At 56.2% G+C, this 13,275-nt stretch carries 12 protein-coding genes and 1 pseudogene; 5 read left to right on the forward strand and 8 right to left on the reverse strand.

Features of this window, described 5'->3' with window-relative positions; genetic code table 11:
* Positions 1-87: 87 nt before the first annotated feature.
* Positions 88-510, reverse strand: a complete 423-nt coding sequence (locus KT71_RS01915) for a hypothetical protein (protein ID WP_008293188.1) — start codon at positions 508-510, stop codon at positions 88-90.
* Positions 511-695: 185 nt separating this feature from the next.
* On the opposite strand from KT71_RS01915, the gene KT71_RS01920 reads away from it, so the two are divergent.
* A complete protein-coding gene (locus KT71_RS01920; protein WP_008293187.1) occupies positions 696-1,502 on the forward strand; it encodes an SDR family oxidoreductase in 807 nt (268 codons plus the stop codon).
* A gap of 335 nt (positions 1,503-1,837) precedes the next feature.
* Complete coding sequence (locus KT71_RS01925) at positions 1,838-2,323, forward strand: GNAT family N-acetyltransferase (RefSeq protein ID WP_008293186.1); 486 nt, start codon at positions 1,838-1,840, stop codon at positions 2,321-2,323.
* A gap of 243 nt (positions 2,324-2,566) precedes the next feature.
* Here KT71_RS01925 and KT71_RS01930 read toward each other — a convergent pair whose 3' ends face one another.
* The 6 genes from KT71_RS01930 to KT71_RS01955 form a co-directional block, all read right to left on the reverse strand.
* The gene (locus tag KT71_RS01930) at positions 2,567-2,953 is read right to left on the reverse strand and encodes a gamma-butyrobetaine hydroxylase family protein (RefSeq protein ID WP_008293185.1); all 387 of its coding nucleotides are present in this window, start codon (positions 2,951-2,953) and stop codon (positions 2,567-2,569) included.
* A gap of 10 nt (positions 2,954-2,963) precedes the next feature.
* Positions 2,964-4,292: an ATP-dependent protease ATPase subunit HslU gene (gene hslU / locus KT71_RS01935; RefSeq protein WP_008293184.1), complete on the reverse strand. Its 1,329-nt coding sequence runs from the start codon at positions 4,290-4,292 to the stop codon at positions 2,964-2,966.
* Between the two features lie 38 nt (positions 4,293-4,330).
* Complete coding sequence (hslV, locus tag KT71_RS01940) at positions 4,331-4,870, reverse strand: ATP-dependent protease subunit HslV (protein WP_008293182.1); 540 nt, start codon at positions 4,868-4,870, stop codon at positions 4,331-4,333.
* Between the two features lie 105 nt (positions 4,871-4,975).
* Positions 4,976-5,512 (reverse strand): SPOR domain-containing protein, encoded by a 537-nt coding sequence (locus tag KT71_RS01945; RefSeq protein ID WP_023659809.1) that lies wholly within the window; start codon positions 5,510-5,512, stop codon positions 4,976-4,978.
* Between the two features lie 6 nt (positions 5,513-5,518).
* The gene (gene argS, locus KT71_RS01950) at positions 5,519-7,201 is read right to left on the reverse strand and encodes an arginine--tRNA ligase (RefSeq protein WP_008293180.1); all 1,683 of its coding nucleotides are present in this window, start codon (positions 7,199-7,201) and stop codon (positions 5,519-5,521) included.
* Between the two features lie 154 nt (positions 7,202-7,355).
* A complete protein-coding gene (locus KT71_RS01955) occupies positions 7,356-9,548 on the reverse strand; it encodes a primosomal protein N' (RefSeq protein WP_008293179.1) in 2,193 nt (730 codons plus the stop codon).
* A gap of 249 nt (positions 9,549-9,797) precedes the next feature.
* On the opposite strand from KT71_RS01955, the gene rpmE reads away from it, so the two are divergent.
* Complete coding sequence (rpmE, locus tag KT71_RS01960) at positions 9,798-10,013, forward strand: 50S ribosomal protein L31 (protein ID WP_008293178.1); 216 nt, start codon at positions 9,798-9,800, stop codon at positions 10,011-10,013.
* A gap of 201 nt (positions 10,014-10,214) precedes the next feature.
* Here rpmE and KT71_RS21470 read toward each other — a convergent pair.
* Positions 10,215-10,844, reverse strand: a pseudogene (locus KT71_RS21470) (IS6 family transposase); the annotation flags it as partial.
* Positions 10,845-11,019: 175 nt separating this feature from the next.
* Here KT71_RS21470 and KT71_RS01970 point away from each other — a divergent pair.
* Positions 11,020-11,658: a hypothetical protein gene (locus tag KT71_RS01970; RefSeq protein WP_008293176.1), complete on the forward strand. Its 639-nt coding sequence runs from the start codon at positions 11,020-11,022 to the stop codon at positions 11,656-11,658.
* 96 nt (positions 11,659-11,754) lie between these two features.
* Entirely contained in the window at positions 11,755-13,269 is a 1,515-nt protein-coding gene (locus KT71_RS01975; protein WP_169729135.1) for an FG-GAP-like repeat-containing protein, read from the forward strand.
* Positions 13,270-13,275 lie beyond the last annotated feature (6 nt).

Consider the following 13,275-nt stretch of genomic DNA (forward strand, 5'->3'; position numbering starts at 1 on the left):
GTTAACGCTTCAGGCTGGGCGGCGAGCCATCGTTCGGGAATCTAGTAATAGTCATTGGAACGTGTTCTTAGGGTTTACGTTTGGTCGTTAGTAAATGCTGGTAGTGGCAAAGAACAGAATCGACAGCCCTGCAATGGCTGACGTGATCGCTCCAGTTCGATACGAGCGGACCCATCCAGAAAGTCCAATACCAAGGATCAGGCTGTTAACACCCAGTCCATAGCCAGCGATCAAGAAACTCCAAAGCACTTCGATTTTTTTGGGGTCCGGGGTAAACGGAAGATCGGGGTGCAGACCAATTGTCAGTCTCCAGGCGGAAATTACGGAAACCAAGAGGCTGCATGCTGAAAATGCGGAAATTGCAATTAGAAATGCAACTACGCGTTTGTCCGAAGTGAAAATGATCACACTGAAGAGAATAGTGGCCGATACGCCACCAAGAAACGCTGAAACAAAGGATATCTGCTCCGCAACCGCTACCATGTAGTTGGCCTGCAAACCCTCGGTCATGAACCTTCGTCGCTCCACAGCATCTTTAGTTAAAGTTTTGGGAGACTGTGCAACTTTGGACCCTGCGTCAAGTCGGATTCTTCTGCTAAAGACCGCTCCCGCCTACTTTGGGACCCGTGGGATAATATGTCGAACGTCCGCTTCCGTTCGCCCATGCGTACATTGCGCTAACCAACATAGGATTCATGATTGTGAAAAGACTTCCCGATAAGGTGGCGCTTGTAACGGGTGCTGCGCGAGGTATTGGGCTGGCCGTAGCGCAGTTGTTTGCTAAAGAAGGCGCCACAGTCATTCTGTCCGATATCAACGATGAATTGGGTGAAAAGGAAACGTCGCAGTTAGGAGGAGACAGTCTATATCGTCACCTCGATGTCTCGGATGAACAGCAGTGGGCGCATATAGCGCAGGAATTGCTTGATAAGTTCGGTAAGGTAGACATTGTCGTGAACAACGCAGGCATTACAGGGTTCCTTGAAGCTGTGGGTCCACACGACCCAGAGAATTTAGACCTCGCAAGCTGGCACACGGTGCACGCCACCAATCTCGACGGTGTAGCACTGGGGTGTAAATATGCGATAAAAATGGCCAAAAAATCCAGAGCGGCCAGTATCGTCAACATTTCTTCTCGTTCTGGAATTGTTGGTATCCCCGGTGCGGCTGCATACGCATCAAGTAAAGCGGCGGTAAGAAACCATACAAAGACAGTAGCTCTATACTGCGCCTCACAGGCTTACAACATCCGGTGTAATTCAATTCATCCAGCGGCAATTATGACTCCCATGTGGGATGCCATGCTGGGTGAAGGCGAAGCAAGAGCGGTGGCGATCCGAGCTGTCGAAGCAGATATACCTATGAAGAAAATGGGCGATGTTATGGATGTGGCATACGCCGCGTTATACCTTGCCAGTGATGAAGCAAAATACCTGACAGGTATTGAACTGACCGTTGATGGCGGGATACTGGCCGGAGCTACTGCGGCTCCCAGTCAGTGATCCTCAGCGGCAGCGGCGGCCTCAAAGCGGGCCTCAATGGCAGTCCCCGTCGCCACCAAACATCGTCGCTTTTGAGATGTTAAAGGAAGTAGCAGGGAGGGTCGCTTCCGCCTGATTTAGGTGGTTTACAGCTTCTTGGGCGAATGAGCGTTTTCGACATCTGAGACTGTCAGCAACAGCGAAGCGTCAGGACTTTTTAGACCTCCCAAAAACAGTCATTTGCGCTCAGGGTGCTAAACCGGCCGTTTTCGATCAAAAACGAACCGTCTCGTGCTTTGCTCACCAGGAGTTAGTAGAGCAAACTTCAAGTTTTTCACAGGCACGGGCGCGTCAAATTGTTAATTCGAGAAGCAAAGATCAATGATTTTCAATGCATCCTGAGAATCAACGCGAGCGAGGAAGACAAGACCAGCCGGATTGATATAGCGAGGATCACCCAACTGCATTCCTGGTCTGAATATCACAGAGTTGCCGTCGTGGGAGATCAAGTCATTGGGTTCCTGCTTGTGATGAGCGATGCGTCAGATTACGACGGCGCCAACTTTCGGTGGTTTGTAGATCGGCACAGTAATTTCCTTTACGTAGATCGTATCGTGATCGACCCGGCCCACGCGGGAAGCGGCGTTGGAAGTGCGCTTTACGGTGACCTCATCGACTTCGCAAAGAGGCGAGGCGACGTCGTTCTGTGTTGTGAAATCAATGTGTCGCCGCCCAATCCCGCATCGCATGCATTCCATGCCCGCTTCGGTTTCAGGGAAGTCGGGCGCAGCAGTGAGACCGGGGCCGCCAAGGTTGTTTCGTACCAGATGGCCGAGCTGTAGCTATTCAGGAGTGGGTTGAAGTCAGCTCTTGGCTCATAGCGGCCCTACAAACGATCTGATTTTGCTCTTCTCGACCGTCCGCCTTGAGGTGGTCTGTGATATCGGCAGGAATCGCTTTCGCAGATGCGAGCGGTAGTTTCTCGAATAGCACTGTCTGCTGATGGAGGCGCTCTATCTGGAAATAGCCGTTGCCCGGTTCAGAGGTGGTGAGACTCTTCGAAATAGCCTGAGAACCAATATCCTTCAGGGCTCGAAATGCAGGACCTGAGTATCCGGATCCCGGGACGCGCCTGCCTCCGTAAGATCATCAAGATAGGCCTGCCAAAGCGCTGATTCCTGGGTGCACAGGCGATAGAGATAATCCCAGGTATACAGGCCGCTGTCGTGGCCATCGTCAAATATCAGCTGCAGGGCGTAATGCCCTACAGGCTTAAGGTCATTGATCGCGACGTCACGCTTGCCTGTTTGCAGAACAGCCTGGGAAGGGTGATGCCCCCGCACCTCTGCCGAAGGCGAGTAGACTCGCAGATACTCCCAACTCAGGCTGTAGCGCTTTTCGGCGTACTCAAGCTCCAACACCCGCGATTTTTTTCGCAGGCGCAGGTTCGTGGGGCGGGGGGCGTCGCTCATAGGTTCTCGATTACAGGATGAACTTGGACAGATCTTCATCCATCGCCAGATCGGACAGCTGCGCATCTACATAGGCAGCATCTACGGCCAGCACGCTACCGCTGAGACCATCGTCGGCGGCCTTGAAGGAGGCGTCTTCCAGCAAGCGTTCCATGACCGTGTGCAGACGTCGGGCACCGATGTTTTCGGTACTCTCGTTAAGCTGCCAGGCCAGCTCTGCGATGCGCTCAATACCGTCTTCGGTAAACTCCAAAGACATGCCCTCGGTGCCCAACAGTGCACTGTATTGCCGGGTGAGCGCCGCATCGGGCTCTACGAGTATGCGTCTGAAGTCTTCGGGGGACAGCGCCGCAAGCTCCACGCGGATTGGCAGGCGACCCTGGAGTTCGGGGATGAGGTCCGAAGGCTTGGATAGGTGAAAGGCGCCGGAGGCAATAAACAGAATGTGATCCGTTTTGAGCATGCCGTACTTGGTGCTCACGGTGCATCCTTCGATAAGCGGCAGAAGATCCCGCTGCACCCCTTCCCGGGATACATCGGCACCCGCGGTTTCGCCCCGCTTGGCGACCTTGTCCAGTTCATCGATAAAGACGATGCCGTTTTGTTCCGCCGCCTGCACCGCCTGCTGTTTGATCTCGTCTTCGTTGACCAGCTTGGCGGCCTCTTCGTCGCAGAGCGCGGCAAAGGCGGCCTTGATAGGCATGCGACGGCTTTTGGGTTGGGAACGGGACATGTTCGAAAACATGCTTTGAAGCTGGTTGGTCATCTCTTCCATGCCCGGCGGCGCGCTGATCTCCACGTTACTGGGGGTGCTGATTTCCAAATCGATCTCTTTTTCGTCGAGGTCGCCCTCGCGGAGCTTTTTGCGCAGCAGCTGGCGCGTACCGTCACCCTGGCTGGCGGCGTCGCCCTTCGCATCGCGGGCACCGGGGAGCAGGATATCCAGAATGCGCTCTTCGGCGGCCTCTTCAGCCCGAAAGCGCATTTTTTCCATGGCCTGCTCGCGGAGCATCTTCACCGCCATCTCCACAAGGTCACGGATGATGGATTCAACATCGCGGCCAACATAGCCTACTTCGGTAAACTTGGTCGCTTCCACTTTGACAAAGGGCGCGTTGGCCAGCTTGGCCAGACGCCGGGCGATTTCCGTTTTACCAACGCCGGTAGGTCCGATCATCAATATGTTCTTGGGGGTAATTTCCGCGCGCAGGGTCTCTTCCACCTGCATGCGGCGCCAGCGGCTGCGTAGGGCGTTAGCGACGGCGCGCTTGGCGTCCTGCTGACCAATGATGTGCTTGTCCAGCTCGTGGACAATCTCTCGGGGAGTCATATTCGACATGTTTTGGGTCCGGCTTGAATGCGATGATAAGTCGACGATCAGAAGTCGAGCTGTTCGATGGTGCGCTGCTGGTTGGTGTAGATACAGATATCGGCAGCAATGCCGAGACCTTTCTCCACGACTTCGCGGGCGCTGAGTTCGGTGTTATCCAGCAGCGCCATGGCAGCTGCCTGGGCGAAAGAGCCTCCGGACCCGATGGCAATGAGATTGTTCTCGGGCTCAATAACATCGCCGTTTCCGGAGATAACGAGGGAGGTCTCTTTGTCGGCGACAGCCAAAAGGGCTTCAAGCTGCCTCAATGAGCGTTCCGTGCGCCAGGCTTTTGCAAGCTCTACCGCCGCACGGACCAGCTGGCCGCTGTGTTTTTCAAGTTGTGCTTCAAAGAGTTCAAACAGGGTAAAGGCGTCGGCGGTGCCCCCTGCAAAACCCGCAAGCACCTGATCCTTGTAAAGACGACGTACTTTGCGTGCGTTGCCTTTCATAATGGTGTTGCCCATGGAGACCTGGCCGTCGCCGCCGACCACAACGCTGTTGCCCCGGCGTACACACAGGATGGTGGTACCTCTGAATTGTTCCACGGTGTTTTCCTTCGCTTACGAACTACCGTTATGGGGGCGCGGTCCGGAAGTTCAAGCGCTCTGGCAGCGGGTACGTGGGGAGAAAGCCAGGGGGAGGCGTCTCTTTTAACCTCGATCCCGTTGGATAAGCAGGGTATCGATATCCTGCTGGGCGGTGAGACTTCGTGCTTTGGCCATGGCAGAGCGGCTTTCAAAGGGCCCCAGAACCACGCGAAACCAGCGGCCGGTATCGCCCTGGGTATCTTCTACCCTGGGATTGAGGCCCAAAAGTAACAGCTCACCACGACGGCGGTCGGCATCAGCAGCCTGGCGGAAGGAACCGGCCTGGAGCAAAAATTGCTTCCCGGTGCTCGCGCTTCGCGGCTTGGGGAGGTCCGCCGGATCCACGTCGACGGTGATTTCCTGGTTGGGAAGGACCTCAAAAAACTCGTACTCCGGCTCAGGATTGCTCGCCCGAGCAGTGGCGGCAAGCTCGGGCTCGGCCCCGCCCTCCGGTGGCAGAGTAACGAGATACAGCAAAAAGGCGAGAAACAGGCCGGTCGCCACGCCGGCCCCATACCAGCGCAAACCACCGTGATTCTCGGTGGTTTGGTTGTGACGACTCGCTCCGCGACTGCTTCTTCTATTCGGGGTTTTTGCCATGAGTGCTTACATGCTCTCGGGGGCTGAGACGCCCAACAGGTCCAGACCGTTGGCAATAACCTGCCCCACGGCAGTGGTCAGCGCAAGGCGGGCAGTTCGAAGCTCTGCGTCGTCGATGAGTACCTTATGGGCGTTGTAGTAAGCGTGGAACTCCCCGGCCAGATCGCGAAGATAATTGGCGATCTGTTGAGGTTCGGCACTGGTTCCGGCCCGGGTCACAATTTCGGGAAAACGGGCAAGCTGCTTGAGCACCTCTACTTCCTGCGGCTCAATAAGGCGCTCCAGAGACAAGGTTTCAGGGTTCAGTTCCAGGGACAGCTCGGCTTCCACAAACTTGCGACGGACGCTGCACACCCGGGCGTGGGCATACTGGATATAAAAAACCGGGTTATCGTTGGACTGGGACAACGCCAGGTCAATATCGAAGGTCAGTTGGGAGTTGGGCGAGCGCGCCACCAGGAAGTAACGGGTGGCATCCCGGCCGACTTCGTTAATGAGGTCGCGAAGGGTGAGGTAGCTGCCGGCGCGCTTGGAGAGTTTGACCTCCTGCCCGTCACGCATCACCGTGACCATCTGGTGGAGTACGTACTCGGGCCAGCCCTCAGGAATTCCTTCTTTCAAGGCCTGCAGCCCCGCGCGCACCCGGGTCACAGTGCTGTGATGATCAGCGCCTTGCTCGTTGATCACGCGCTCAAAACCCCGGCGCCATTTGTTCAGGTGATAGGCCACGTCCGGCAGGAAGTAGGTGTAACCGCCATCCTTTTTACGCATGACGCGATCTTTGTCATCCCCGAAATCTGTGGTGCGCAGCCACAGGGCGTCGTCGTTGCTGTAGGTGTTGCCACTCTCCACCAAACGATCGACGGTGGTGGCCACCTCGCCCGACTCGTAGAGCGATGACTCGAGGAAGAACACATCAAAAGCCACGCCAAAGCTTTGCAGATCAAGGTCCTGCTCCCTGCGAAGCCAGGCAACCGCGAATTCACGAATGGCGTCGAGGTCCTCCGCATCACCGGTCGCTGTGACAGACTTGTCAGTGGCTTCTACGCTCTCTCCCGCCAGGTAAGCCTGCGCAAGCTCGGCAATGTAGTCGCCGCGATAGCTGTCTTCGGGCCAGGTCGCGTCCTGTGGAGTCAGACCCTTGCAGCGCGCCTGCACAGACAAAGCGAGGTTGTTAATCTGCGCACCAGCGTCGTTGTAGTAGAACTCCCGGACCACTTCCCAGCCGCAGGCATTGAGTATTCGGGCGAGGCTGTCGCCCACCGCGGCGCCCCGACCATGGCCTACATGTAAGGGACCGGTGGGATTGGCGGAGACAAACTCTACCTGCACCTTGCGACCCGCACCCGAGTCATTGTGTCCATAGCGAGGGCCCTCGCTGAGTACCTGCAACAGCGCTGCGGCCTGACTGTCTTTGGACAGAAAAAAGTTAATGAAACCGGGGCCCGCGATGACCGTGCGATCGATAACGGTGTTTTCGGGAAGGGCGTCGCAGATAGTCTGGGCCAGCTCCCGGGGAGGCATTTTCAGAAGCTTGGCCGAAGCCAGCGCAATATTACTGGCAAGGTCGCCGTGGGCAGCATCCCGGGTCCGCTCCACCTGAACCTCGGGTGCAGTGATGTCGGCCTGGCGAGCGGTGATAATAGTTGTCAGTGCCTCGCTGAGCAGCGCGGCAACGGTGTCTTTCATGTTGTGGTTCCGTAAATGATGCGCCGTGATTGGCGCGCGGGATCATTATCCCGCTTCGTTACCCCCTTTGCCAGATTTGCCGTCGTCTTTGCTCGGCCACGATGGAGATTTATCACAGCGGTCGCGGCGACTATTTCTCTAAGCGCCGGCGTTTCTACACAACATCGCTGGGATCAACGTCAATAAACCAGCTCAGCTCCCGTGACTTTCTCAGGCCTTCGGCGCGCTCAACCAGCAGCCTGGCCGCGGCCATGGCGCTTCCCCGCGAAGCGCTCAGGCACCAAAGCTGCCAGCGAAAACGCCCCGCCCGGCGCGGCATGGCAGAGGGGAGGGGGCCAATGAGCTGGCAATCCGGGGGTAAAAACCCCGTGACCTCTTTTTGCACCGCGCGCAGAAAGGCTTCGCCATCGCGCTCATTTCGGGCATCGCTGCGCAAGAGCATCAGTTGGCCGTAGGGCGGGAGTCCTGAGGCCCTGCGCTTATCCAGCAGGGATCGGGTAATGGATTCAAAATGGCCGTGGCGCAGGGCTTCAAAAAGCGGATCGTCGGGATAGTGGGTCTGTATCAGGACTTTGCCTCCGGCAGACTCCCGCCCAGCTCGTCCCGCCACCTGGACCACTAGCTGGGCCATGCGCTCTTCGCCTCGAAAATCAGCGCTGTAGAGCAGGGCATCGGCATCAATCACACCGACGAGCTGGACCGCGGGAAAGTGGTGTCCCTTGGTAAGCATCTGCGTTCCCAGGATCACACAGGGTTCTTCGCTGTGAGCCACCTCAAGGAGCGATTGCATGGCGTCCACGCCGCGCATGGCATCACTGTCTACCCGATGGACAGGACAGGAGAGCACGTTGCGGAGAAATTCCTCGGTCTGTTCCGTGCCCAGGCCATGGGTTAGAAGTGCGGTGCCCCCGCAATCGGGGCATTGCGCTGGCAGGGCCCGCTGCGCTGCGCAGTGATGACAGCGGAGGCAGCGTTTGCGCAGGTGAACTGTAAGTCGCGCGTCGCAATGATCGCAGCCGGCGACCCAGCCACAGCTGTGACACTGCAAGGTGGGAGCAAAACCCCTGCGATTGAGAAAGAGCAGCGCCTGACGTTTTTGTGCCTCGACGGTCTCGCGGATCGCCGCCATGAGGTAATCGCTGATGCCGGCGTTAAGTTGCAGGCCTCGAAGGTCCACGGTCTGGAGCATGGGCAGCTCGCCGCCCCCCTGGCGGCCTCGCAGAAAATGGTGCCGATAGCGTTCTCTACGAGCATTCTCCAGGGACTCCAGCGAAGGTGTGGCACTGCCGAGCATCACCGGGCAGCCTTCGAGCTGTGCTCGTTTGACCGCCACGTCCCGTGCGGCGTAGCGAAAGCCATCCTGCTGCTTGTAGGACCCGTCGTGCTCCTCATCAACGATGATGAGGCCCGGTCGGGCGAGGGGCGTGAATATCGCTGAGCGCGTGCCCATGACAATGCCCGCGGTCCCGGACTGGGCAGCCTGCCAGGCGGCGAAACGTTGACCATCGGACAAGCCTGAGTGGAGTACTGCCACGGGGGATTGGAATCGCGCTTCGAAGCGTTTGACCGTCTGCGGGGTGAGCCCGATCTCGGGAATCAGCACCAGAGCCTGCTCGCCGCGGTCCAGGCAAGCCGCAATCAGCCGCAGATAAACCTCGGTCTTGCCGCTGCCGGTAACGCCCTGGAGGAGGTGACAGCTAAAGCTATCCCATTCCACCGCCGCCACGGCCGATCCCTGCTCTTCACTTAGGGGCGGGCCATTTTCTTTCAGGGCTGCACTGGGCAGGCTCGTGGTGATTCGACAGCGCTCAACGAGCCCCTTGGCAGTGAGCTCCCGGAGCACTGCGCCAGAAATACCTGCGTTCTTGAGAACTTCCGGCAATTGCTCGCCGGTCTGGAGCAGCGCCAGCGCTTTGGCCTGTGACTTGGCGCGGCTGAGGGCACCCTCAGGTAAGCCTTTACCCTCGGTGGTGAGACGCCAGTGGGTCTCGGACAGGCCGCGACCCTCGCGCAACGCCTTGGGAATCGCCGCGCTGAAGACCTCACCCACAGGGTGTTGGTAGTAGTCTGAAGACCACTTACACAGCGCCATGATGCCGGGGGTTAGCAGGGGCTTGTCATCCAGCACATCAAGTGCGGGTCTAAGCTGCTCCGCATTCACGCTGGCTTCTGCAGCTACCTCCAGAAGGATTGCCGTGATCTCCCGTTTTCCGAAGGGTACGCGCAGGCGAATCCCCGGTCTCAGGCGGTCCGGGTTCTGGCTCTCGGGTGCGAGATAATCGAAAGGTCTTCGCAGGGGCACGGGGGCCGCCACGCGAAGCACCGCAGGCTTTTTGCTTTGGGTCACGATGGGGCGAGAGCATAGCAAAGGCCCGGCCGCTCCACGGCGGAATCTGCGCCGCTTTTTTATCGCCCTTCGGACTGTATTGCGCCAAGCGCTGATTCTGCTAAACTCCGCGCCCCGTTTGCCTGCCCCTGGTGCTTAGCGCCCGGCAGCAGGTGACTCCCGGATGCGGTGCCTGGCATAGCGCGAGCTGCTCTTACGAAGCAGTCTGTGTGGGTTCGGGTGGCGGCATCAACATACTGGAGATACATCATGAAAGCTGAAATTCATCCCCGTTACGAGGACGTGAAAGCGACCTGTAGCTGTGGCAATACGATCCAGACCCGCTCGACGTTGGGTCAGGACTTCAATATCGACGTTTGCTCTAACTGCCACCCGTTTTTCACCGGCAAGCAGAAGATCGTAGACAGCGGCGGTCGTGTAGATCGATTCAAGAAGCGCTTTGGCGCTCGTGGCTCCGCTCGATAACTGTGGGTAGGGGCATAAGTTTGGTTTAGGTAGGCAAAAAGCTGGTTCAAGTACGCATAAGCTCGTTGAAAAATCTGCGATGACTAAGATTTTCCCCTGTGGAGGAGCACTATTGCTTGCTAGCAGCAGCTCCAGAACACCTATCCTCACTGGGTTCTGACAAAGCAACTGCGCCAGGTTGATAGAGTACAGTTCGCTGCCTCAAGCTACTGCCCCAGTCCATTCATTGAACGCACTCACCCTCAGACTCGAAAGTGTTGAGATTTGATCAGGTGCCTCCCTAGATTGAACAAGTTGGGTAGAGCGGCGTGAGTAGTCAAAAGTCTCTGGGCCTGCTTCATCGACTTGAACGGCCGCATTTCCCGCTCTCTCACTCCAGTCGCCTCATGAGATTGATTCGCTCCGCCCGATTGTTTTCAGACTGCTTGGTACTGTGGGCTATCGCAGGCATCAACTCACGATGAGCGACCCCATAGCTACGCAATTTATCGGTCACAATCTTACTGGGTTCACTCCCATTGCCCATTGGTGCGCATTAGGCGCTTGAAGAATCGCTTGGCCGCCGCCCCATCTTGCCTAGCCTGTAGGAAAACGTTAACAACCTCGCCATGCCCAAAGCATTCGCTTCGCTCATGGGGCAGGCTCTCCTGATCCACGGCACGCCAGAAATAATGTAACTTGCCATTCTTCTTCACGAAGACTTCGTCGATGTAGAAGGTATCACCGTATCCTTGGTGCTTTCGTTTCAAGCCGCGCGTGTAGATCGATCCGAATTTTCATGCTCCACAACCAAATCGATTCTCAGCTGACTGTAATCCCACGCTCAGCCAGCTCCCATTGCGGCGCAATGAAGTGAATCCTGCTTAATCGACCTTGCAACGCTTTGTGGAAGTCCTTATTGATGTGGGTCAGTGTGTACAATAAATTTAAACATTCACAAAAGTGTTGTTTTAGATGGCGACATCTGTGGAAGGTTCAAAAGCGAGTTTTAGAAGAAGGGTCCCCAATGCCGAACGTCACCGCAACTTCACTCGTCGCCTGCGTTTCCGCAGTGCTACTTAGCTTTACGGTAAACGCCACGACACCGGGCCCAAAAATAAAGCCAAGCATCAGCCCCCAAGACTATTCGAACTATCGCTACCACAACCATATTAGCAACGACTTTAGTAGTTCAGACCGATTTGACATCGAGAACCCTATCGAAGTCGAAGTAGAGATACATCAGGTTTATCTGAACGAGGATGGATACGTTGAGTTGTTCTATTCGCTGCCTGGTGATAGTGAGCTTCGCTTACCCGAAGGTATGGACCCTGACACGCCGATAGCAACATTCCGCCGAGCAACCCTACAGACTTCCGAAGAGTTTAAGCGCCTAAAATTAAAGGAAAACGATTTTAAGCGTGGAGTGACAGCGGTTCTGTCAGGCTGGCCTGCGCTGCCTATTCAGCAGCCCTACAGCGAGATGCTGGTTGACGAGATTACCTTTGGAAACAAAGACTCGAAGAGCGTCGGCAAGAAATATATTCTCCACGCCGAAAGCAAATCGATGGTGAAGTACAAAGACAAAGATAAGACTCACAAAGAGAAAGACAAGGATGGTGTCGATAGTTCGACACCTCAAAACACACCTGAACCTGGTGGCTGATTCTAGCGTCCACTAGGTACTTCTCATCAACCCTCTTATGTGGTTATCAGAACTAGCCCCCAGCTGGGCTAAGGAACCTTCATGTGTGCGAGATTGATGGCGAAGCTCCTAGCATCCTGCTTTACGACTGCTGTATTTAGCCTATCGGCACTGGCGAATACGCCGCCGTCGCTCAGTACAGTGAGTAATAGCCCCGAGGCGCCTCTGGGTAATCGGTATTTCGGAGGTGCAGCGGGACAGGCGACGGTCAGCGCCGGGGGTAACGCGGTTTATCAGCTCCCAATTGAGCTGCCGCCGGGTACTGGCGAGTCGACGCCCAGCCTCCGGCTTGTTTACAACAGCAATGTCGATAATGGCTTGCTCGGTTTAGGTTGGTTCTTGCAGGGCGCAGACTCGAAGATAACGCGATGTGCGCAGACAGTTGCGCAAGATGGAGCGAGACGAGCAGTCAATTTCACGTATGAAGACCGGTTTTGCTTAAACGGTAATCGGCTCGTAGTTACTTCGGGTACTTATGGCCAAGCAGGGTCGGAGTATCGCACCGAGTCCGATCAGTTCAGCCGTGTGATTGCCCATGGCACCACAGGCAACGGTCCGTCCCACTTTACCATCGAAACTAAAAGCGGGCATCTGCAGGAATTTGGCAACACGACCGACTCTGCGGTCGAGAACGAAACTGGCACACACATTCGCTTGTGGCGTCTCAATCGTGATGAGGACCGAGTGGGCAACTACTTCACTATGGCTTACCACGAAGACACAGTGTTGGGCGAAAGCTACCCAACAAAGATCGAATATAGCGGCAATGACGATGCTGGGATCAGTCCTAACGCGAGCATCGACTTCGAGTACGAAGCACGGCCTGACAACACTGTTTCGTTTCAGGCTGGGTCGACCCTTCACAAACATCCCAAGCGCCTGACAGGAATCAGCATTAAAGTCGCAGGGACCGTAGTATACCGTTACGAGCTTAGCTACACCGAAAATGGCTTGGGGTCTTTATCGAGACTCGACTCCGTGCAACGGTGTGACGATGCGGGAAGTTGCCAGGACCCCCTGACGATTAATTGGGTGTATGCGGGAACCGGTGACACCTACACCCCCACGTGGATGGAGACTTTGACGTATCGCGGTCAAAGCTATGGTGAGTGGGACACGAGAGCAAGCCGGCAAACGCCCTACGGTGTGTATAACCGATGGCATGATTTCAACGGAGATGGTCAAGACGACTACATAATTTGGGACCCTACGCGAGCAAACTCACAATCCCGGAATGAATTTGACCTGAGACTCTCGGGTCCCAACGGCTATACAACGGAGACGTGGTATGCGTCGGAACCGGTGGACCGTTTGCTTGTATCAGGAGAAAGCCGACTGCATTGGGCTGACGTCAATGGCGACGGGCGCACAGATATGATCTACGTTAAGCCAGTAGGAGGAGCCTCTTCCGGAACCCTAGAGCTCCATGTCTCGCTAGCGACAGATACGGGCTTCAGCAGCTCTCTGTATAGCACTGTGCCTTCTCGAGGCTATCCTGGTAAAAACTCAGTTTTTTTTGCTGACATGAATGGCGATGCAAAGGTGGATCTCGTGACGGTTTCTGAAGTTTGAAATTCG

The organism is Congregibacter litoralis KT71 (assembly GCF_000153125.2).
Taxonomy (GTDB): domain Bacteria; phylum Pseudomonadota; class Gammaproteobacteria; order Pseudomonadales; family Halieaceae; genus Congregibacter; species Congregibacter litoralis.

Excerpts from the sequence above, each read along its gene's own strand:
- KT71_RS01930 (WP_008293185.1), bottom strand. The coding sequence starts at position 2,953 with ATGAGCGACGCCCCCCGCCCCACGAACCTGCGCCTGCGAAAAAAATCG.
- KT71_RS01920 (WP_008293187.1), top strand. The coding sequence starts at position 696 with ATGATTGTGAAAAGACTTCCCGATAAGGTGGCGCTTGTAACGGGTGCT.
- rpmE (WP_008293178.1), top strand. The coding sequence starts at position 9,798 with ATGAAAGCTGAAATTCATCCCCGTTACGAGGACGTGAAAGCGACCTGT.
- KT71_RS01975 (WP_169729135.1), top strand. The coding sequence starts at position 11,755 with ATGGCGAAGCTCCTAGCATCCTGCTTTACGACTGCTGTATTTAGCCTA.
- KT71_RS01970 (WP_008293176.1), top strand. The coding sequence starts at position 11,020 with ATGCCGAACGTCACCGCAACTTCACTCGTCGCCTGCGTTTCCGCAGTG.
- hslU (WP_008293184.1), bottom strand. The coding sequence starts at position 4,292 with ATGTCGAATATGACTCCCCGAGAGATTGTCCACGAGCTGGACAAGCAC.
- KT71_RS01945 (WP_023659809.1), bottom strand. The coding sequence starts at position 5,512 with ATGGCAAAAACCCCGAATAGAAGAAGCAGTCGCGGAGCGAGTCGTCAC.
- KT71_RS01915 (WP_008293188.1), bottom strand. The coding sequence starts at position 510 with ATGACCGAGGGTTTGCAGGCCAACTACATGGTAGCGGTTGCGGAGCAG.
- argS (WP_008293180.1), bottom strand. The coding sequence starts at position 7,201 with ATGAAAGACACCGTTGCCGCGCTGCTCAGCGAGGCACTGACAACTATT.